The organism is Streptomyces sp. NPDC057474, assembly GCF_042802555.1.
In the GTDB taxonomy this organism is placed as follows: Bacteria; Actinomycetota; Actinomycetes; order Streptomycetales; family Streptomycetaceae; genus Streptomyces.
This window is the reverse complement of record NZ_JBHVDX010000037.1, coordinates 20,625-40,775: the sequence shown is the minus strand read 5'-3', so window position 1 is coordinate 40,775 and position 20,151 is coordinate 20,625. Positions and strand designations below refer to the sequence as shown.

Sequence of the window (20,151 nt, the reverse complement as noted above, 5' to 3'; positions counted from 1 at the left end):
CCACCAGTGATGTGCGAGCAGTCCCCGCACCCCGACCGCACGCGCAGCCCGGGCCCCCTCACCGTGCTCGCCCGGTGGGCCGTACGCCGAAACCGGCTGGTCCTGGCCGCTGCCGCACTCTTCGTGCTTCTCACGGGGCTCCTGTCCGCCGGCGTCTCCGCGCAGCTCGGCAATGTCGGCTGGCTCGCCGAGAACACTTCGTCGGCCCACACACGCGCCATGCTCAACCGGTCCTCCCACGGCGGCATGCCACACCTCCTGCTCCTCGCCCGCACTCACGGGTCCGTCGACGACGTCGCCGCACGCACCGCCGGCACCCGACTCGTCGAGGACCTGCGGCACGAACAGGGCGTCACCGCCATCGACTCGTACTGGACCGGGCCACGCAGCCCGGCCACCGAAGTCTCCCCGCCGCCTCCGCCCGACCCGCTGCTGCGTTCCACCGACGGCCGTACCGCCCTCATCGCCCTGTGGCTCGACGCCGACCAGCATGTGCAACACGACGCCACCGGTCGTGTCATGGCACGCGCCACCGGCCGCCACGGCCCACTGGAGACACACGTCGCAGGCCAAGCCGCCGTCACGCGCGCGTTCCAGCAGCACAGCGAGCAGGACCTGCTGCGCCTGGAACTGCTGGCGATGCCCGCCACCCTCCTCCTGCTCATCCTGGTGTTCGGCAGCGTTCCGACGGCTTTTCTGCCCCTGGCCGTCGGCGCCGTCGCGGTCACGGGCACCACCGCGCTCCTGCGCGTCATCGTTGCCTTCACCCCCGTCTCCACCTTTGCACTCAGCCTCACCACAGCCGTTGGTCTCGCCCTGGCTGTGGACTACAGCCTGTTCATCGTCGCCCGCTACCGCGAGGAGATCGCGAACGGTCTGCCGCATCATCAGGCACTGGTCCGCGCCACCTGCACAGCCGGACGCACCGTGGCCGTCTCCGCCGGTATCGTCGCCGTCTCACTGCTGGGACTCCTCGTACTACCCCTAACCCTCATGCGGTCGCTGGCCATCGCGGGTATCAGCGTCGTCCTGCTGGCCGCGACCGCCTCTCTCCTGATCGTCCCTGCAGCCCTCGCCTGCTTCGGCGAGCGGCGAGCGAGGCGCGACTACCTCGCCCACCGACGCCGTGCCGCCCGATCCGCCGCCCGGTGGCACTCCATGGCCATCACCGTCATGCGTCGCCCCATCACCGTCCTCACCGTCACCAGCACACTCCTACTCCTGCTGGCCCTGCCCTTCCGCGACGTGGTCTTCGGTCTCAGCGACGAGCGGGCCCTTCCGCCCAACTCGCCAGTGGCCAGGACGATGCAGGATCTACGCACCGACTTTCCCCAGGTAGGCACCGAGATCGACATCGTCCTCCCCGACTGGTACCCCACCGGCCAAGACAGCGCCGACCGTCTCGACGCCTACGCTCGGCAACTGTCCGAACTCCCCGGAGTCCAGGGACTGCGCACGGCAACCGGAACCTACCTGGACGGGGCACCCCTCGGTCCGCTCTGCAAGCCCTCCTCCGAAGCGGCCGCCCACAGCCCATGCGCAGGCCTGCAGCGATTCACCCTGCCCACCGGCACCTGGCTGGCCATCAGCTCCAGCCCTCGGCCCTACAGCACCGCCGGCATCGATCTGCTGCACAGCGTCCGAACCCAGCCGGCCCCCGCGCCCGCCATCACTGGCGGGGCCACAGCGGACTTCCTCGACACCCGCGACGCGGTCTTCCAAAGACTGCCCGGCTCCCTCACCATCGTGGCCGTCGCAACACTGGCTCTGCTGTTGGTCTTCACCCGCAGCCTGTTCCTCCCCCTGAAAGCCCTCCTCATCAACCTCCTCAGCCTGACGGCGACATTCGGTTCGATGGTCTTCGTCTTCCAACAAGGACACCTGCGCCGGCTGGTCGGCGACTTCACCGTCACCGGCACCACCGACCTCACGCTGCCACTGATCGCGTTCTTTCTCGCCTTCGGGCTGTCGATGGATTACGAGATCCTGCTCCTCGCTCGCATCAGCGAGGCGCACAGCCGCACCCGCGACACCATCCGCGCAACAGCCGAAGGCCTCCAGGCTGCCGCACCCCTCTTCACCGCTTCCGCCGCCGTGGTTCTCGTTGTCCTCCTGGCGCTCGCCGTGACCGACGTAGCCAACATCAAAGCCATCGCTGTCACCGTCGCCTTCTCCGTCCTCCTGGACGCTGCTGTGATCCGCCCCCTGCTCGTCCCGGCGATCATGAAGCTGGCGGGACCAGCCAACTGGTGGCTCCCCATCGCGTTGCGAAGCCGTCTGCCATTGCATCCAGAGCCCCCACTCCCGCACGACCCCGCCTCGCCTGCAGCTGACACTCCCGTGTCCACGTGATGGCCGCAGAACACCTTCGTTGGCCCGGGTCGCCCCGTGACGCACCGGAGAACGACGTGACAGGGGAAAGCAGCTGGCCCCAGTGACCGTTCACCCCACGGTTCAGGCGCACATCATCACCTGCAACCACCTGCCAACCGCCCGACCTTGACACCTGGAGGAGTTCCACCGTGAAGTGCTACGAGCTCACCGGACGGACAGTCGTCATCACCGGATCCACCGGCGGGCTCGGTTCCGCCGTCGCACTTGCCCTCCGCCAACGAGGCGCGAACCTCGCTCTCCTTGACCTCGACCAAACCGCGGCCGCAGCCCAAGCCGACGCCCTCGGTGGCCCCGGCGTCGCCTGGGCAAGCTACGCGGACGTGCGCGACCTTGACAGTATCCAGACGGCGATCGACGGCGCTGCCGACCACTTCGGCCGCATCGACATCGTCATCGCCAACGCCGGCGTCACCACCGTCGGGCCGATGGCTACCATCAACCCCGACGCCTTCGAACGTGTCATCGATATCAACCTGACCGGAGTCTGGCGGACCTTCAAGGCCGCCATTCCGCACGTCGAGCGCGAGCGCGGTTACCTGCTGGCCACCTCCTCCATGGCGGCCTTCGTGCACTCTCCACTCCAGGGCTCCTACACCGCCAGTAAGGCCGGCATCTGGGCGATGTGCAACAGCATTCGGCTTGAGGTCCGTCATCTCGGCATCGGGGTCGGCAGCGTGCACCCCGCCTTCCTCAAGACGCCCATGATGGACGCGGTCCATGCCGATCCGGCAGGCCAACGCCTCTGGGGAGGAAACAAACGCGGGCTGTGGAAAATGGTTCCCATCGAAAAGGTCGTGCACGGCATCGTGTCCGGCATCGAACGCCGCGCAGAGACAATCACCGTGCGACGAGCTCACACGCTCATCGCGAAGGCCCCCGGCATCTTCCGACCCCTCATCGAACGCATCGGCTTCACGACCACCACCATCACCGAGGCCAGTGCGGCAGCCTCACCCACAGGCTGCCACCGGCCTTCGTCCACGCCATGAACGGGAAACCGAAGCACCGAAGCCGTTGCTCATCCGGGCGGTCGTACGGGAGACCGTCTGCTCGCGGCAGCGGTCTCCGGTACAGACGATCCGGGCTCATGGGTCTCGCCGGAGCAAGGCGGCGCTCCACAGCCGTGGGAGGGTCGCCGCATGGGGCAGCGCGCTGTCATAGAGCATGCCGCACCGGATGATGCCGACGGCCCGTGTGAAGGATACGTAGCACAGACGCTCGTTGTAGAGGCTGCCGAACATGGATGCGGCGCGCAGCTGCGTGCCCAGGCAGGTCATCGGGGCCGGGAGGGCAACGCTGGTCACGACGATCGGGGTCGACCTCTTGGCGGTGAACGCGTTGCTGGCGTGTTCGCCCAACCAGGGCGGAAGGATGCGCATGGCCAGGCGGAAGGCGTCGCGCGCGCGGGTGACGCGCACCGCGTCGGTCTGGCGGTGCACATGGTGGACGGCTTGGTCGAGGTCGGGTGCGGAGCAGGGAAGGGTCACCCGGTGGCCGGCCAGGTGGTTGCCCAGTGCGTGGCGTTCGTGTTCTTGGCGCAGGGACATGGGCATCAGGGCGTGCATGTTCGGGCAGGGCTCATCGAGTGCCGAATGGGTGCGGTGCCATTGACGGAGTGCTTGCGCGAAGGCGGCCAAGCACACGTCGTTGGTGGTGACTCCGTGGGACGCGGCCACCTCGCGTACGCGTGCTTCGGGTACGTCTTGGTAGATCCACCGGATGTGGTGCGACGGCGGTGCATACAGCGCGGCCCAGTGCCTTTTCGGGCGCATGGTGTGCCAAAAGCCACGCCCTGCCAGGAGGGCCCCTTTGGGGGTGGGCGCAGCGGGGCGGTGCGGATGCGGGCCCGCGGTAGCCTGGTCTCCGAGGAGGGCGAGCACGGCGTGAGCCGCGCCGACCCCGTCCTGGATGCCGTGGTGGACGCGGTAGCAGATCCGGAAGTGGCGGCGGGCGGGGTCCTCTAGCAAGCACATGTCCCAGGGGGGATGTGGGGCGCTTGGCAGGGGTCGGTGCAACATTTCGCTGGTGGCTGCGTCCAGGTCCTCAAGGGGGACGATGCCGTCGTAGAGGTGCGCCGCTTCCTCGAGGGGACCAGTGGCCGATCGCCACCGCTGTCGGCCGGGGGGAGGGACAAGGAGATTCAACGCGGGCAGCTTCACGGCCCGATCGAGCACTCGCGCGGCCAACTGCCCGCGGTCGGGGGCGGGGCCGTCGAAGTCCATGATGAACCCGGCCGCGGTACCGCGCTTGACGAACAGTCGGTCCAGGGGGCCGCTGGTGTGGCTCGGGCGGGCGGTCATGCGAGCCTTCCTTCCTCCATGACGGCACGGATGACGGGTGCCTCATCCGATGGAATGCTCATGGCAAACCGATCCGGAATCGGGCTGCCGGCCCCGGTGGGGCCCAACACGTCCGTACCGTCGGACTGGCCGGGTGCAGTCAAGGCATTGGCTGGGAAACGCAGTGTCTTCCGTCGCATTTCGTGTCGGCGGCACCGGTGCAGCGTGGACACTACCGGCTGGCACGTGCGGCAGTGACTGCCCGTCACCCGTTCAGGGGACGCGAGGCTCAGCGCACCCGGGTGGCCTGTGTTCGTCCTGGCGACACCCCGCGTCGCCGTGTGGAGGGTCACCTCCACGGACGTGGTGTACGGCGGGTTGGTGCGACCGTCGTTGGCCGGGGTAGTTTGAGCGTGCACGCGGGCGATGTGGGGCATAGGGCAGCGGCCATCGGCTCGCCTTTGAGGTGTCGTCGCGTCGTTCCCCGACGGATGCGCAGGTTGCGGAAGCCGTGGAGCCAGAAGACTGTGCGCGCTCGACGACGTAGCGGAAGATGCCCAGGCAGGCTCCGTGGGGTTGGCCTCGCTCCGTGAGCACGGGGCGGATCCCGCGCTTGCGGAGCAGCCAGCGGTACCTGTCGTGGTCGTAGCTGCGGTCGGCCAGCAGGGCGCCCGGCCGTCGGCGCAGTCTGCCGACCAGGCCCGCGACGGCCGGAATCTTGTTCAGAGGGGCAGGAGTTGGGTGACGTCGTTGCGGTTTCCGCCGGTCAGCGACAACGCGAGCAGGCTGCCCTGGCTCGTCGACGATGAGGTGGTGCTTGCCCGGACGCGCTCGGTCGACCGGGCTGGGACCGCTTTTGGGCCCCGCCGGGCCGCACGGAAACCAGCGGGCCAGCGGCGCGCACGCCGAGGCTTCCGCAAGCCCAGGCGGAGAGCGAGATATGCGTTGTACCGACGCATTGCCAGCATCCGGAGGGCCCCGCCGGTGATCAGTTCGATGCCCGCCTCCGGCTCTGCCTCCACGATCGGCATCACTACACCGTCCAGCCACTCTGGGCCGTGCTCGGCGTCGGCCTCCATGTGGTTGAAGAAGAATTCGAAGTCCTGTTGAGGATCGAACCCGTGCCGTTGGAAGCCGCGCACCACTGCGGCATCCCGGTCTGCGTCGAAGAGCTCTGGCATGGCGAGACTGCCAAGTGCTTTGAAGTAGTGGAGCCTGTTGAACGCCAGCATGAAGTGCAGGTTGTACCCGGCGTAGGGGCGCCAGTCTTCCCAGGGTGGCACCGCGGGTAGCTCCAGTCCGAGTCGGCGAAGGCTGCGGGTGAACTGCACGGTGTGTGCCGTCGGCATGTCTCCTTCGCCGCACTCATCCCACATATGGCGGCTGATCTGGTGCTTCACGGTCTCCATGAAGTGCGGCTGAGCAAGCACCAGGACGTCGTAGAAACGGTAGTTGGGGTAGCCATCAGCCTGGACGAACCGGGCCAGTTCCTCGAGCATCGCCTGCTCGGCGAGACAGGTCTCCACCGCGCTGTCCAGCGGGTCGCGACAATCTGCAGGCCGTCGCTTTCGGCGCGGGACTGGAAGGACGTGCCGACCGGGATGGTCACACAGACACCTGGTTCCAGATCAGTCCTGTCATCCTTTCCGTGGAGGCTCCGCCACAGTTCTCCGGAGCCGGAGACGACGTACCAGATCTCCTGCACACCGCGGTGGACATGGCCTGTGAAGCTTGATTCGGCGTAAGTTCGAACTGCGTTTGCGGCCTCCGGACGAACGCCAAGCGGACGCACGAGCGAGCCGTCAGGCGTTGTGTACTCGGCGGCAACCTCACTGGCACGCATGGTTGAAATTTCCATCGTTCGTTCCCTTCTGGGTCACGGTCTCGAGTTGAGTCCATTCGCTGTCAGCGTCCGGGATCCCGGGTGCGCCGCACGGCGGAAGCGCTACTCAGGTGACCAGCACGACAACGGTGTAGGCGCTTGGCTCGTTCGGGCACCCGGTGGCCGGGCCAGCGAGCGCCTGCTGCTCTGCTGGGTCCGTCGATAGGCCCTACGCAGCTTCGTGGGAGCAGTTGTCAAGACCTGCGGATGGGAGCTGCACCGACCCAGCGGTGATAGGCGTCTACGTCGACGTTGCTGCCGCACACGATGGTGACTACGTGTCGGCCGGCGAAGCGGTCACGGTCCTGGAGGATCGCCGCGATACCGAGCGCGGCCGACGGTTCGACGACGAGGCCGGCGTGGTCGAAAAGCATCCGCATACCGGCGATGATCGACGCCTCCTGGACCAGGACGGCGTCGTCAGCGACCAGGAGGAGGTCGTCCAGGACGTCCGGGATGGGATACCGGCCTGCGACGCCGTCAGCGATGGTGTTGGTCGAGTCGGTGGTGACGACGCGCCGCCTGCGCCACGAGTGTGTCATCGCCGGTGCGCCCAGCGGCTGGACGCAGATCACCTCGACTTCGGGTGCCAAGGCCTTCACCACATGACCCACGCCGGTGGCCAGCGCCCCGCCGCCGAGGGCAATCAGGACGGCGTCGAACGACGGCACGGTGTCCACCAGTTCCAGGCCGATGGTCGCAGCGCCCTCGCAGGTCTCGATGTCCAGGCTGTCTTCGACCAGCCGGATACGGTCGTACCGCGCGATGGCCGCCGCCCGCTCGCGAGCCATCTCGTGGTCGCCGTCCACCAGCTCCAACCTGGCGTCCAACGCGCGGATGCGATCAAGCTTGGCCACAGTCGCAAAGCGGGATGCCACGACGGTCACGTCGAGGCCCCGGCCGCGACCGGACCAAGCGAGGGCTTGGCCAAGGTTGCCCGCGCTGGCGCATACCACGGCTCGCGAGCCATTGTCGGCGAGCAGGCTCGCGACGACCTCGGTGCCGCGGGCCTTGAAGCTGCGGACCGGGTTCGCCGTTTCGAGCTTGATACTCACCGTGCACCCGAGGTCGGGCTCCAGCGCCTCGCAGCGGTACAGCGGAGTGTCGAGAAAAATCGGGTCGATTACCCGGCGAGCCGCCCGGATCCGAGCAGTGTCGAGGCGCGTCTCCTGCACGACACATCAGCGTAGTGCTGCCGGCGCTGTTCCATCGAGTAATTGTCAATTCCTGCGGGTCGGTTGAGGTTGATCAGGCTGCGTGAGCCTCGGGGCGTTCGACGAGGTGGGGTGCGTACACGGATCGCCAGCCTGGCTGGGCGGACTCGACGAGAAGACGGCTACAAACGCATCGAAGTCCGCTACCGGGAGTGGCCCGACGGAGCCACCCTCACCTGCGAGACCGAAGAGCCGGTACTGTCGACGCTTTGCACGACTGGTTCGAAGCGCAGCTCAGCGACCACGGCGACCACGCCGAAGCCGGTCACTGACGAACAAGTCGAGCATCGCGGTAGGCCGTCACGGCACCCGTCGCACGATCGGAAGTGGATAGCATGCACGACCCGTACGAGTTGAGCGTGGGCGTTCCCTCCGTCGAGGTCTTCCGCCGCCTGCGTACCGATGCCGGCCTGTCGGACAAGGACCCCGAGGCGGTGGCGCTCGCCCTGCCCAACACGTGGCACGGAGTGGTCCTCCACCATGAGAAGGAGCTTATCGGCATGGGGCGGATCATCGGTGACGGCGGTACCGCGTTCCAGATCGTCGACATGTGCGTCCACCCCGCACATCAGGGCCGCGGTCTCGGCAAGCGCATCGTGGCCGCGCTCATCGAGGAACTGGAGCGCCGGGCGCCCGCAACCGCCTACGTCTCACTGATCGCGGACGGTCCCGCACGTTTCCTCTACGAGAAGTTCGGCTTCGCCGACACCGCCGCACACGGCTCGATCGGCATGTACCGCGTGACGACCGGGAGCCATAGGTCGAGCGGTTCACGGGCGGATCCATAAAGCCTGGGCCAGTGGTGCAGACGGTTGACGGTGGTCGGTTTTGCCCCCGCCGGGCTCGCCGGCGAGCTGTAGTCTGCCGCGGTGGCCTTCGGGCCGCCGTTCCTGCTTGTGATCCTCGGAGGCTCCCGGTTCGATCGGCTGCGCAGCAGTGCCGCGGCGCAAGGGTTCCTACGCCGGTGCCGGGCCGGCGCTGATCGGTGCGATCGGCGGATCTGTGATCTCTCTGGCCCTCGTGCTGCAGCACGGCCGGCAGTTCGGTGTGCTGGCCGCAAGCGGCCGTCTGGTTGCTGGGGCTGCAGCGGGGGTTGCGAACGCTCTGCTGAGAGCAGGGCGCTCGGGGTCGTAGCCGTGCTGGTCGGCTGGCGGTCACCTGACCCGTCCCCGCCACCGCGAAGTCGGCCACCGCTGCCCGGCTGTCAGCGGTTGCGCGGGGCCACCTGGCCGGATACGTAGGCGAGGACCACGAGTTGGGCCCGGTCGCGGGCGTGGAGTTTGGTCATGGCCCGATTGATGTAGGTTTTCGCGGTCATCGGGCTGATCACCATGTGGTCGGCGATCTGGTCGTTGGACAGGCCCTGTGCGGCCAGGGCGACCGCTTCGCGTTCGCGGCTGGTCAGCTCCTCCAGTGCGGCGCCGGTAGTGGGGAGTGGCTGGGTGACGTATCGGTAGATCAGTTCGCGGGTGACCAGGATGCTGTTCTCTCCTCCGAGCTGGGCAGCTGACTTGCTCCGACGGGGACAGTTCATCGTCGTGCGGGCTGGTCATGGCGGCTCCTCACTGTCTGACCCTCCGGGTCCCCCGCATACGCCGACCCGATCACCTCGATACCATCAGGAAATGGGTCAATTCACTCGCACACGTCAGCGGTCGTGTGTGGGGGGCAGGGCTGTACGGCATTCGTCCACAGGGGTACTGCGTGCGCTTTTCGCCCCCCTGGCCGAGTACGGAAGAGGCGCACATGGCCGGGGGGTGGCCGTCAGGCCGGTTTTCTGGGCGCGTGCCCGGTGAATCGGGGAGAGTTGGGGGTACACGGGCTGGCATGGCACCGAAAAGTGATCACTCCATGCCCGTGCGGGCCGTGCGGCAGCTGCGCCAAATCCGCGTCTTCTACGCGGCGGCCGCATTCCTGTGGGCGGCACTTGCTGCCTGGGAGGGATGGGAGCATCCCGGGAGCCGGCCCATGTGGGTGTCCGTGCTCTTCCTGGTGGTCTTTACCGGCCTGCTGTCCGTGACGTCTCTGTGGTTGTGGCGTCACCAGAGTGCTGGCGCGGTCGAAGCCGCGCATCATGCCGCTCCGCGGGGGACGGCCCCCCGTTGCGGGAACCGTCTGAGCCCCGGTACCTGACGAGCCGCCTCCTCCCCGACACAGGACCCCAACCCTTATGGGTTGTCGGCGTCGGCTGAAATCGTGACCCACTTTGGGTGGGCTGGACGAAAACCTTCACGAATCCGCGGCTCTGCGGGGCCATCGTCGACCGGCTCACCTTCGGCGGGAATATTATCGAGACCGGCACCGACTCCTTCCGCCTCGCCCAAACCCGAGCCCGCGGTGAGCGGAGCAACACGGACTGACGACCCGTCTGCTGCGAGCACCACTGGTCAGCGGGTCATACTCCGATGAAGCTCACTGTTTCTGTCATGTCCGCCCGCCCGGTACGCAGCCGTGGCACGCCTTCCTTCTCGAATCCCACCGCGACGCCGCAGAACAGCACGAGCCCGTCATCGGCTCCGAGTATCTGGCTGACGGTCTTGCGATACATCGTCGACATCACCTGGGGGCAGCTGTGCAGCCGTTCCGCCCTCGGCAACAGCATGACCGTCTGCAAGTACATCCCCGCGTCCCCCCCCGCTACCCGGGCCCCATCGTCTGTGGACGGTCACGTAGTTCGGCGCTGGCGCTGATCTTGTGACGCTGTCGGTGTCAGTGGTGGCTGTGATCGTGGCTCGCGTGTTCTTCGCGGAGTTTCGAGGTGCTGTTCCCTCATCTGGCCGGCGTCGTGGTGGAGTTGGTCGAGCGGGCTGTGGCCGGGGTGGTCACGCTGCATGCGCGGGCCCGCTCGTCGGGTGCGGAATGCCCGCACTGCGGTAGTACGTCGGGCCGGGTGCACGGCCGGTACATACGACGGCTCGCGGATGCCGCGGTCGGTGGCGCCAGAGTAGAGATCATCTGCCGGGACCGGGTCGGGGCTTATGCCGAAGGTGCTCGCAACGGAGCGCCGCAAGCGGTGCAGGTCGCCGATGCCTGGCATCTGTGGCACAACCTCGGTGAGGCAGTGGAAAAGATCGTCTCCGCCCACCACGCCTGCGTCCGCGCAGGGTTCGAGAGCACCGCACCGGCAGCCCCGCCGACCAGCGACGACATCTGGCAGACACCGCCGCCGGCACCGGCTGCCGAGATGCTCGACGTCTGCGGACGCGAACGCCGCCTGGTGACCCGGACCAGGGAACGCTACATCGCCGTGCGACAGCTCCTGGACGGCAGCACGCTGGAGAACATCTGCCGGACGATGCAGCTGGACCGGTCCACCGTACGCCGCTTCGCCCGCGCCACCAGCATCGACGAACTGCTGGTCAAAGCGACCAACCGCTCCACCATCCTGGACGAGTACAAGCCCTACCTCCACCAGCGATGGAATGAGGGCTGTCATGACACTGCCCAGCTCCACCAGGAGATCGTCACCCTGGGCTTCATCGGAAGCATCCAGACCGTCCAGCGTTACCTCCGCCCGCTCAAGGCCGCCATCGCCACGCCACCCGCACGCCGCCCGGCTCCACGATCGCGTCGTATCGTCCGCTGGATCATGACCGACCCCGGAAACCTGGCCGCCCATGATGCCGCCGACCTAAAAAAGATCCGGACCAACTGCCCCGAGCTCGACGCCGTCACCCACCACGTCCGCGACTTCGCCACCATGATGCGTGACCTGCGGGGCGACCAACTGCCCGCCTGGATGGAGCGCGTCCTCGCCGACGACCTGCCCGCTCTCCACTCCCTGATCAACGGACTGAGCCGCGACATCGACGCCGTCACCGCCGGACTCTCCACCCCCTGGAGCTCCGGCCAGGTCGAAGGGCAGGCCACAAGGACGAAACTACTCAAAAGGCAAGGATATGGACGAGCAAACCTCGACTTGCTCCGCAAGCGCGTACTCCTCACGCCCTGAAGCTGCCCAATCAGGTCAAGGCGGCCCCTTGATACCAGGGAAGGGTGCGCGGTGAAGCCGGCTCAATAGCGGTGGTTGGGCCAGTGCGGGTCCTCCCAGCGGGCGGGGCCGGTGAGTCCGATGAGTCGTATGCGGTGAAGCAGTTCCTCGGGAGCGTCCTGGGCTTGAAGCCGCGCAGGGGCGTGACGGACCAACCAGGCCGCGAGCTCGGTGCGCAGGTCATCTGCGTTGTCCCACGCGTCCCATGGAAGTTGATCGCCCAGAAGGTCGTACTCCCAGTGGGCAGCTGCTTCGGTCAGGTGCCGGTCGGCAACGCGGTCTTCGAGTGCCTCCCAGGTGTTGAGCCAAGGGCTGAGCGTGGCAGATGCCTCGGCGCACAGCGCGAGGACCTCATGCACGGGGACGGCCGGATCCGATTCGGCGAGGGTGTGAGCCCACCAGGCACGCAGGAACTCCCACACCGCCGCGCTCTGGTGCGCAGGCCATTGCCGCCAGTGGCCGCGAATGAACGAACGTCCGACCTCGTCCATGCCAAACATGGGCTCCACGAGGCCACTGACCAGCGCCCTGGCGAATTGAGGCAGGATACGGCGCAGCACCGCGCCGTGGTCGTTCCAGTCGGGGGCATCCCAGGTGCGACGCAGAAGGTCCGGGTCGAGCACCACGTCCGGGACCTTCAATTGCGCAAGCTCTTCTTCGCTGCCCCAGTGGCAGTCACACTGGGTCTCATCGCTGCGGGCGGTCATTCTGCGAAAGGTGACGTCCAAGCAGTCCAGAGCCCGGTCGAGTCGGAGCCGTGCGGGAGTGTCGTCGGGGTTCATCGTGTCGGCACAGCCTCAGGGGGACTCCGGGTGGCTTCCGCCAACCGAAGATCACAACCCTACCGGGTCCCATCAGCCATCGTCACGGCAGTTACCCAGTTTCCCAGCCGCTTACGATGGCGGGCAACCAGTCACAAGATCAGCGACAGAGCCGAATTGCGTGACGCTGATCATGCAGATCGTGGGGAATTGTTTGACCGCTGACAGAGCTCGACGCCCTGATCGAGGCCCGGTTTCACGAGCATTCGAACGCCGAGGTGATCCGCAGCCTGCCCGGCATGGTCGCCATGCTCGGGGCAATCTTCATGGCCGCGACCGGCGGCGACATGCAAGCCTTCGGCACATCCGACCGGCTGGCCGCCTTCGCCGGCGCGCCACCCGTTCCATGCGACCCCAAACGCGTCAGCGGCAACATGCGTCGGCCCCGCCGCTACCACCGCGGCCTCCTGCGGACCTTCTACCTCTCGTCCATGGCCAGCCTGAGGTCGTGTCCCGCGTCGCGGGCGTACTACGAACGAAAGCGCGCGGAGGGTATGGGACATAACAAGGCCGTGCTGTCCCTCGCCCGTCGCAGAGCCAACGCTCTATGGGCGATGATCCGCGACGGAGCGTGGCATCAAGCTGCACTATCAGTCACAGCTGCTTGACATTCTCGTTGGGAAGTCGTTTAACCGGCAGGGATCGAACGGAACGTGTGTGTGGAGCGTCTGAGGTACATGAGAGTTTCGCGCCAAGCCGCCGTCCTGTTCCTGAGTGCCGGGCTGTTGCTCTCCGGGTGCTCGTCCTCGTCCGACAACCCGGGCGACGAGGGGTACACCGGCCCCACCCTGCCCGCCCGCACCGTCGCGGAGGGCAAGTGGCAGGAAGGGCCGGCCAAGCCCAAGCAGCACAGGCCGTATCCGTACGACATTTATACGCACTGCGGGATCAAGTGGGTGAAGTTCGGTGGCCGTTGGTGGGTCCTCGACTCCGTGTTCCCCGGTGTCGAGCAGGTCGAGGGGGAGTTGCCCTCGCAAGACAGCCAGAGGCTCGCGGGCTACATGACCCTGATCGGCCCTGATACCGCCAACTTCGACACCGCCGGGATGCCCACGATGCAATTCGTACCGACCGAGGATGAACCACCGGGCTGCGCATAGGCGGCAGGGCGAACCTTGCCGGGAGTGCGCCAGCCACCGGCCGTGACCGGTGAGGGCCACCTCGTGCATGCGCCCCGGCCCACTGCTGCGGGACCGGGGCACGATTGTTTGCCTACCGAAGGCCCGCAAAGCGGCGCGGATACGCGGCGCTCTCCGGCCGACCAGACTCCTCGACCCAAGTAGGCGTTGGTGACCAGGAAGCGTTCGCGGCCAAGTTCACCAGTCGCTACCTTGCCGAGGCACGAGACCGAGCTTGGGGGCAAGGAAGATCACGCCCTGATGGCCACGGCTTTTTTTGCTGGCCGGGTATGCCCGCTCTCTAGGCAGTCGAAGAGTGGTTTTCTGCCTCCCGGGTAGATATATCTATTGATTATGTGTCCGGCGAGGTGTGGGGCTCGCTGATGCGAAGGGGGTGCATCGGTTCGTTGCTGCGCCGTCCCTTGTTTTCCCGGTTGGTCGAGGCTTGTGTTGTGTTCACTCTTGCGCGTGAATCTGTTTTTCTCTGGAACCGGAAACTCTGTCCTGCTGTGTTTTGGTGTGAACTTCACTGAACGGCAGGAAAGGACTTGTATGTGTCATACTTCTAAATTCCGGCTGGTGGTCACGGTCATCGTCGGGCTGCTCAGTGGGGCGTCGGCTGTGTTCGGTGTGATTGCCAATGGCGACCGGCAGTTGAACGCCGTCTTCTTGGTTCTCGGAGGTCTCGCCGCCGCGGCAGCGGCTGGGTTGACGTTTCTCGTGCAGGGACACCAGTCGGTTCCCGCCGCCCACCTGCCGGCCGACAAACGCGCAGATGTGATCTTCCAGGCGGGCGTGCATCCTGTGGCCGAAAATCTGGCGTCTCTCGCGTCGATGTCGACAGACGACCCTGACCTGCGAGGGGGAATCAACCGGGGCCTGGTGCAGACCGCAGCACATCTGATGGAGGGAGCCGACTGCGTTGCTGCGTTCTACGCGCTGGCAGAAGACCCCGACAACAAGGGGGCGGAAAGGCTCGCCAAGCGTGTCACCTCGACAGAAACCGCAGAACTCCCCGCCTACTACAAAGTGGACCGGGGTACCGGATCTTATCTCCTGGATATTGCTACAGGAACCAAAGACCGGTACGTCAAAAACTATGAAGAAGATCCCGAGAAGTGGCGCATCGATCTCATCGACGGATACACCACAGCTCTCTTTGTTCCTGTCCGTGCGGGGGCGATCCCCAAGGGGATCCTGATCGTGCAGGCCGTCGAGGCCGGGTGCCTTGAAGACGGAAACGAAAGGAAGAAGTACGGGGCAATCGCACACCTGATCGGCGCCAATCAGGCGGTAGCTGATCTCACGGCATATGTCCGGAGCCTACCCGCTCAGGCCAACGGTTCCCTCAGAAAATCACCGTCCGTGAACGGTGCACCCGCTGACGGACATGATCCGGAAAAAGTGTCCGGGGCTGATGCGGATTCCATCCATGGCGGGGAATGAGACTGGATACAGTGAAAGAGATCAGCCAGACTGCGTCGAGGCACTGGGGGAATCCAATGAGTGATCGTGAAACCGTCATCGTCGGATCCGGGCAGCGTTGGCTGAACGGGAAGGAGTCGAGCAAGCAGTACTTCCTGCGGGCGGAACGCGCTGCCACGTCAGGCTCTCCCACCATGGGTGACCGGCTCCTGGACCTGCTGCACCGACTTGTCGAAGGCCGGCAGCGCCGGTGATCTGATCGTCGCGCGACTCTCGCTCGGCGTGCACAGTCGCGTCGACGGGTTCTCCGCGACATCCAGGGCGCGCTCCCCCTCGAAGTCGAACAGCGGGGCGCGCCCTGCGGCGTCTTCTCACGGTCCGGCGTGTGGGACACCCCGGGCCGGACCACAGCCGCCGCCCAGCTTCTGCAGCACCCGCCCCGAAGGCCGGCGCTCCCCGAGTACTTCGCGGACCGCCGACTGCGGCGACGGCTGAAGCCGCTCGTGCCCGTTCGACGGGGTCCCAGGTCAGCGGGTGAGCAGGCAGGCCAGTGTGGTGATGCCACCGACGCAGGCGAGTACGGCGGACGCGCAGGCGGCGTGGCGTTTGAGCAGGGAGCGTCGCAGGAGGGCGTAGCGGGTTTCGTACTCCTGCCGGAGTTGGGTGGCCCGCTCGGTCGTGGTCAGCAGCATCCGACGGGTGAGGTCGATGCGCTGGCGGAGGTAGTGGCGCGTAAGGTCCTCGGCCTGGGCGGTGGTCAGCCAGGGCATCCGGGCACAGAGGTTCTCGGCTTCGCGGTGTGCCTGTTGATGGTGGGCATGGACGAGGAGATAGGCCTCGATTGCGTCGGTAGGCGATCTGTCGCGCCCGTCGTGCGGTGTCTGGTGTCGGGCGCGTTTCACCGCGGTTCGTCCTTGTGGCTTTCGGCGTCCACGGCGTCGCGCTTGCCGACGTTCTCACGGTGCTCGATCTGCGCCAGCTTGGGGTGGTGCAGATCGAAGGCGGGGGATTCGGAACGGACGCGCGGCAGGGTGACGAAGTTGTGGCGCGGGGGCGGGCAGGATGTGGCCCATTCCAGGGACCGGCCGTAGCCCCAGGGGTCGTCGACCTCGATCCGCTTGCCGTACTTGGCGGTCTTCCAGACGTTGTAGAGGAACGGCAGGGTGGACAGGCCGAGCAGGAAGGCGCCGATGGACGAGAGGGTGTTCAGCCACGTGAAGCCGTCGGCGGCGAGGTAGTCGGCGTAGCGGCGGGGCATGCCCTCGGCGCCGAGCCAGTGCTGGACGAGGAACGTGGTGTGGAAGCCGACGAACAGGGTCCAGAAGTGGATCTTCTCCAGGCGGTGGTCGAGCATGGTGCCGGTCATTTTCGGCCACCAGAAGCTGAACCCGCCGAACATGGCGAAGACGATCGTGCCGAAGAGCACGTAGTGGAAGTGCGCGACCACGAAGTAGCTGTCGGTGACGTGGAAGTCCATCGGCGGTGAGGCGAGGAGGACGCCGGTGAGGCCGCCGAAGAGGAAGGTGACGAGGAAGCCGCACGCCCACAACATGGGTGGCTCGAAGGAGATCGACCCCTTCCACATCGTGCCGATCCAGTTGAAGAACTTCACGCCCGTCGGTACGGCGATGAGGAAACTCATGAAGGAGAAGAACGGCAGCAGGACGGCGCCGGTGGCGAACATGTGGTGGGCCCACACGGTCACGGACAGGCCGGTGATGGCGATGGTGGCGCCGACCAGTCCCATGTATCCGAAGATCGGTTTGCGGGAGAAGGCCGGCAGGATCTCGGTGATCACGCCGAAGAACGGCAGGGCCAGGATGTAGACCTCGGGGTGGCCGAAGAACCAGAACAGGTGTTGCCAGAGGATGGGACCGCCGTTTTCGGGGTCGAAGACGTGGGCGCCGAACTGGCGGTCCGCCTCCAGCGCGAGCAGGGCTGCGGCCAGGACGGGGAAGGCGAGCAGGACCAGTACCGAGGTGAGTAGTACGTTCCAGGTGAAGATCGGCATCCGGAACATGGTCATGCCGGGGGCGCGCATGCAGATGATCGTGGAGATGAAGTTGACCGCGCCGAGAATGGTGCCGAACCCGGCCAGCGCCAGCCCCATGACCCACATGTCGCCGCCGACGTACGGGGTGCGCTCGCCGCCGCTGAGGGGGGTGTAGGCGGTCCAGCCGAAGTCGGCGGCGCCCTGGGTGGTGAAGAAGCTGCTGAGGACGATCAGGCCGCCGAAGAGGAACAGCCAGTACGAGAACATGTTCAGCCGGGGGAATGCCACGTCCGGAGAGCCGATCTGCAGCGGCATGATCGCGTTGGCGAACCCGGCGAACGTCGGCGTCGCGAAGAGCAGCAGCATGATCGTGCCGTGCATCGTGAACGCCTGGTTGTACTGCTCGCTGGACAAGAGCTGCAGCCCCGGGCGTGCCAGCTCCGCCCGGACCGCCATCGCCAGCGCCCCGGCGACCAGGAAGAACCCGAAGGACGTGATCAGGTAGAGGTGACCGATCTTCTTGTGATCGGTCGTCGTCAGCCAGGAAACGAGCACCTGCCCCCTCCTGCGGCGCTCTACCGCGGGGACCGGAGCAACCGGTTCGGTACGTGTTGCCATCAAGTCCCTCGATCGGCAGTGGCGGACGGTCAGGCACGGGAGTGGAGCAGACGCTGTGCCCTGAACGGTCTTGGTGTTCGGGCGGTGTGTAGCCAGCCCAGCGGAAGGTAGTCCCACCGATTCGGAAGCGCGCCCGACATGGGCTGGGCTCTGGGCTGAATGACCGAACGATCCATCCGTCTGAGGTGTTGCGCCTACGTGAGAACGAGTACGAGCGTTCGCCAGGGCGCATGGACGGCGGACTCTGCAGGATGCGGCGCGGTGGGTCGCGGATACGGCTTGGCCGGGAACGTCACCGGCTACAAGGACGGGTACCGGCAGGCGCTGACGGCGGTGATCGAGGCGAAGGCCGAAGGCCGTGCGGCACCGACCACGTCGGCGCCGGAGGCACCGGCCGGGGAGGTCGTCGACCTCATGGCTGCCCTGCAGGCGAGCGTCCGCAAGGCACAGGCCAGACGCGCCAAGGGCGAGGGCGACGCCGCCACGGTCCACGAGATGCCCGAGAAGAAAGCTGCCTCCAAGGAGACGGCGAAGGCGCCCGCCAGGAAGACCATGGCGAAGAAGACCATCACGAAGAAGACTGGACCGCGCAAGCCCCGGCGCACCACCTGAGTCCTTGGGTCACGAAGCCCAAAAAGCTGGCTGATCGCCGGAACAGCGTTGGGGGCCGGTGCTGACGGATCTTGTTGTCGGTGGCGGCTGGAAGGCTGGTCGGATGAACGGAGATGAGCAGCTGCTGCGCGGCCGGGGTCACGGCCACGACGACCCTGACCCCGGCCCGCTGCCGCACGAGACGTACACCGCGCTCATCGGCGGGCCGCTGGACGGACTGCTGCTGGACCTCACGGGCTGGGGGCCGGAGGAAGTCGATGACGGCGCCGCCCCTGTCCACTGAGCTGTCGCGGTGGCCCGGTGGCCACGCGCTGTCCGACCCGCGCCCTGGCGAACACGCACCACGCACCCCGGGGCCCCGGCGTGACGTGCCGCTTCTACTGCTCCGGCGATAGCCCTTGACTGCCGCAGCGGGCTCGCCGGGCGGGCCTGCCCGGGGCAGGCTGGGAATCGTGAGCAGCGCGCCAATTGTCGTACATCCGCCCTCCCGCGCGGCTGGCCGGAGAGTCACCGTGCACTCCCAGGGCCGGGACGAGCTCCTCGGCACCGCCTACAGTGATCACGATCTGGTGGTGTTCCTCGAGGGCTCGGGCATCCAGAATTCCGGCAGATCCTGGACGACGACCGGTGGATCGAGTGGCGCGGTGGCCGCGCGCACCAGTGGAGTGCTGCGTGAATGAGTGTCTGTTTGCAGCGTATGAGGGCCTTCCGGCTGCCGGTGCAGATCCGCGGTCCACACCGAGCCAGAAGGCCCTCACCTGCTCAAGCACCCAGCACGCGTGTCACCGACGTCCCGGGACAGCGCACCTAGGCGGTGTACGTGAACCCGCCGGTCACGGTTGTGCTGCCCGCGGGAGTGGTGACGACGACCGAAGCGTTACCAGCCGCTCCGGGAGGAGTCAGACCGGCGACGACGGTTCCGGTCGGGGCGACGACGACGTTGGTCGCGGCCACACCGCCGATGGTCACCTGAGCACCGGTCAGGTTCGTCCCGATGATCACGAAAGGCGTGCCGCCCGTGATCGACCCGGTCACCGGGGTGATGGACACCGCGATCGGCGGTGCGGGGGAGACGTAGGTGAAGCCCCCGGGAACGGTCACGCTGCCCGCCGGGGTGGTCACCTGAACCGCGACGTTGCCCGCAGCCCCGGGAGGCGTCAGGCCGGTCAACACCACCCCGGCGATCACGTGGATGTTGGTGGCCGGTACACCGCCGAAGGTGACCGACGCGCCCGTGAGGTTGGTGCCTACGATGGTGAACGGCGTCCCGCCGCTCGCCGGTCCGAACTGCGGGGTGATACCGACGACGGTCGGCGGAGGGGGCACCGGCGGGGCGATGTAGGTGTAGTTCGCGGGAGTGCTCGCCCCGGCGGCCGTGGTAACGATGACCGGGACGTTGCCCGCAGCGTGCGCCGGCGCGGTGACGTAGAGCAGGAAGCCGAGCGGGTCCTGGGACACGATGGTGGCCGGCGTACCGCCGAAGGTGACCGAGGTGGCTCCGCCGAGGTTGGCGCCGATGAGCAGCACCGTGTTCCCGCCTGCGGTGGACCCGAAGCCCGGAACGGCAGCGAACAGGGTCGGCTGCGTGAGGACGGGGGGCAGGACAGGCAGCAGATTCACTGACATGGAGGTCTCCTGAAGGAGTGGTCGGTGCATGATCCGCTCGATGCCGCCGGTGTACGTTTACACCGAGCAGGTCGCCTCGACTCCTGAACGCGAGCGACTGAAAACGCCTGTGGCGTCGTCACCCAATGTCAGAAATGGGTCTGCTCACTACGGCACGCATCGGAACGGCTGACTGAGT

General features: G+C 66.8%; 17 protein-coding genes and 6 pseudogenes. 12 read left to right on the top strand and 11 right to left on the bottom strand.

What is annotated here, in order from left to right:
* Positions 1–9: 9 nt before the first annotated feature.
* The gene (locus ACFU53_RS13810) at positions 10–2,352 is read left to right on the top strand and encodes an MMPL family transporter (protein ID WP_383990502.1); all 2,343 of its coding nucleotides are present in this window, start codon (positions 10–12) and stop codon (positions 2,350–2,352) included.
* A 170-nt stretch (positions 2,353–2,522) separates the two neighbouring features.
* On the top strand, positions 2,523–3,383 hold the full coding sequence (locus ACFU53_RS13805; protein ID WP_383990499.1) for an SDR family NAD(P)-dependent oxidoreductase: 861 nt from the start codon (positions 2,523–2,525) through the stop codon (positions 3,381–3,383).
* Between the two features lie 96 nt (positions 3,384–3,479).
* Here ACFU53_RS13805 and ACFU53_RS13800 read toward each other — a convergent pair whose 3' ends face one another.
* From ACFU53_RS13800 to ACFU53_RS13780, 5 genes and pseudogenes are all read right to left on the bottom strand, one after another.
* Positions 3,480–4,694, bottom strand: a complete 1,215-nt coding sequence (locus tag ACFU53_RS13800) for a wax ester/triacylglycerol synthase domain-containing protein (protein ID WP_383990496.1) — start codon at positions 4,692–4,694, stop codon at positions 3,480–3,482.
* A 466-nt stretch (positions 4,695–5,160) separates the two neighbouring features.
* Positions 5,161–5,537: pseudogene (locus ACFU53_RS13795) on the bottom strand (transposase); the annotation flags it as partial.
* Positions 5,538–5,644: 107 nt separating this feature from the next.
* Positions 5,645–6,172, bottom strand: a pseudogene (locus ACFU53_RS13790) (iron-containing redox enzyme family protein); the annotation flags it as partial.
* Complete coding sequence (locus ACFU53_RS13785) at positions 6,070–6,516, bottom strand: cupin domain-containing protein (protein WP_383990534.1); 447 nt, start codon at positions 6,514–6,516, stop codon at positions 6,070–6,072. The gene ACFU53_RS13785 and the pseudogene ACFU53_RS13790, both read right to left, overlap by 103 nt.
* 233 nt (positions 6,517–6,749) lie before the next feature.
* Positions 6,750–7,730: a threonine/serine dehydratase gene (locus ACFU53_RS13780; RefSeq protein WP_383990493.1), complete on the bottom strand. Its 981-nt coding sequence runs from the start codon at positions 7,728–7,730 to the stop codon at positions 6,750–6,752.
* A gap of 374 nt (positions 7,731–8,104) precedes the next feature.
* Here ACFU53_RS13780 and ACFU53_RS13775 point away from each other — a divergent pair, with 374 nt between their 5' ends.
* Positions 8,105–8,557, top strand: a complete 453-nt coding sequence (locus ACFU53_RS13775; RefSeq protein ID WP_383990490.1) for a GNAT family N-acetyltransferase — start codon at positions 8,105–8,107, stop codon at positions 8,555–8,557.
* A gap of 416 nt (positions 8,558–8,973) precedes the next feature.
* On the opposite strand, the pseudogene ACFU53_RS13770 reads toward ACFU53_RS13775, so the two are convergent.
* Positions 8,974–9,243, bottom strand: a pseudogene (locus ACFU53_RS13770) (response regulator transcription factor); the annotation flags it as partial.
* Between the two features lie 739 nt (positions 9,244–9,982).
* Between ACFU53_RS13770 and ACFU53_RS13765 the strand changes: the two are divergent.
* A pseudogene (locus ACFU53_RS13765) lies at positions 9,983–10,129 on the top strand (AAA family ATPase); the annotation flags it as partial.
* 35 nt (positions 10,130–10,164) lie between these two features.
* On the opposite strand, the gene ACFU53_RS13760 reads toward ACFU53_RS13765, so the two are convergent.
* The gene (locus ACFU53_RS13760) at positions 10,165–10,389 is read right to left on the bottom strand and encodes a hypothetical protein (RefSeq protein ID WP_383990487.1); all 225 of its coding nucleotides are present in this window, start codon (positions 10,387–10,389) and stop codon (positions 10,165–10,167) included.
* Positions 10,390–10,527: 138 nt separating this feature from the next.
* Between ACFU53_RS13760 and ACFU53_RS13755 the strand changes: the two genes are divergently transcribed.
* Positions 10,528–11,721: a transposase gene (locus ACFU53_RS13755; protein ID WP_383990484.1), complete on the top strand. Its 1,194-nt coding sequence runs from the start codon at positions 10,528–10,530 to the stop codon at positions 11,719–11,721.
* Positions 11,722–11,783: 62 nt separating this feature from the next.
* Here the strand turns inward: ACFU53_RS13755 and ACFU53_RS13750 are convergent, their stop codons facing one another.
* Positions 11,784–12,542: a hypothetical protein gene (locus ACFU53_RS13750; protein WP_383990481.1), complete on the bottom strand. Its 759-nt coding sequence runs from the start codon at positions 12,540–12,542 to the stop codon at positions 11,784–11,786.
* A gap of 200 nt (positions 12,543–12,742) precedes the next feature.
* On the opposite strand from ACFU53_RS13750, the pseudogene ACFU53_RS13745 reads away from it, so the two are divergent.
* The 4 genes and pseudogenes from ACFU53_RS13745 to ACFU53_RS13730 form a co-directional block, all read left to right on the top strand.
* A pseudogene (locus ACFU53_RS13745) lies at positions 12,743–13,189 on the top strand (transposase); the annotation flags it as partial.
* Positions 13,190–13,258: 69 nt separating this feature from the next.
* Positions 13,259–13,681, top strand: a complete 423-nt coding sequence (locus ACFU53_RS13740; RefSeq protein ID WP_383990478.1) for a hypothetical protein — start codon at positions 13,259–13,261, stop codon at positions 13,679–13,681.
* Positions 13,682–14,167: 486 nt separating this feature from the next.
* Positions 14,168–15,145: a hypothetical protein gene (locus ACFU53_RS13735; protein WP_383990475.1), complete on the top strand. Its 978-nt coding sequence runs from the start codon at positions 14,168–14,170 to the stop codon at positions 15,143–15,145.
* A 56-nt stretch (positions 15,146–15,201) separates the two neighbouring features.
* A complete protein-coding gene (locus ACFU53_RS13730; RefSeq protein WP_383990472.1) occupies positions 15,202–15,378 on the top strand; it encodes a hypothetical protein in 177 nt (58 codons plus the stop codon).
* Positions 15,379–15,651: 273 nt separating this feature from the next.
* On the opposite strand, the gene ACFU53_RS13725 is transcribed toward ACFU53_RS13730, so the two are convergent.
* Together ACFU53_RS13725 and ctaD are read right to left on the bottom strand one after the other, a co-directional pair.
* Positions 15,652–16,026 carry a hypothetical protein gene (locus ACFU53_RS13725; protein WP_383990469.1) on the bottom strand — a complete coding sequence of 125 codons (375 nt, stop codon included), beginning with the start codon at positions 16,024–16,026 and terminating at the stop codon, positions 15,652–15,654.
* Positions 16,023–17,735 (bottom strand): cytochrome c oxidase subunit I, encoded by a 1,713-nt coding sequence (ctaD, locus tag ACFU53_RS13720; RefSeq protein ID WP_383990466.1) that lies wholly within the window; start codon positions 17,733–17,735, stop codon positions 16,023–16,025. Before ctaD ends, ACFU53_RS13725 begins: the two co-directional genes overlap by 4 nt.
* A 279-nt stretch (positions 17,736–18,014) precedes the next feature.
* Between ctaD and ACFU53_RS13715 the strand changes: the two genes are divergently transcribed.
* From ACFU53_RS13715 to ACFU53_RS13705, 3 genes and pseudogenes are all read left to right on the top strand, one after another.
* Positions 18,015–18,347 (top strand): hypothetical protein, encoded by a 333-nt coding sequence (locus ACFU53_RS13715; RefSeq protein ID WP_383990463.1) that lies wholly within the window; start codon positions 18,015–18,017, stop codon positions 18,345–18,347.
* 103 nt (positions 18,348–18,450) lie between these two features.
* Positions 18,451–18,749, top strand: a pseudogene (locus tag ACFU53_RS13710) (hypothetical protein).
* A 110-nt stretch (positions 18,750–18,859) separates the two neighbouring features.
* A complete protein-coding gene (locus ACFU53_RS13705) occupies positions 18,860–19,027 on the top strand; it encodes a hypothetical protein (protein ID WP_383990460.1) in 168 nt (55 codons plus the stop codon).
* 127 nt (positions 19,028–19,154) lie between these two features.
* Here ACFU53_RS13705 and ACFU53_RS13700 read toward each other — a convergent pair whose 3' ends face one another.
* On the bottom strand, positions 19,155–19,973 hold the full coding sequence (locus tag ACFU53_RS13700; RefSeq protein ID WP_383990457.1) for an IPT/TIG domain-containing protein: 819 nt from the start codon (positions 19,971–19,973) through the stop codon (positions 19,155–19,157).
* Positions 19,974–20,151: the final 178 nt, after the last annotated feature.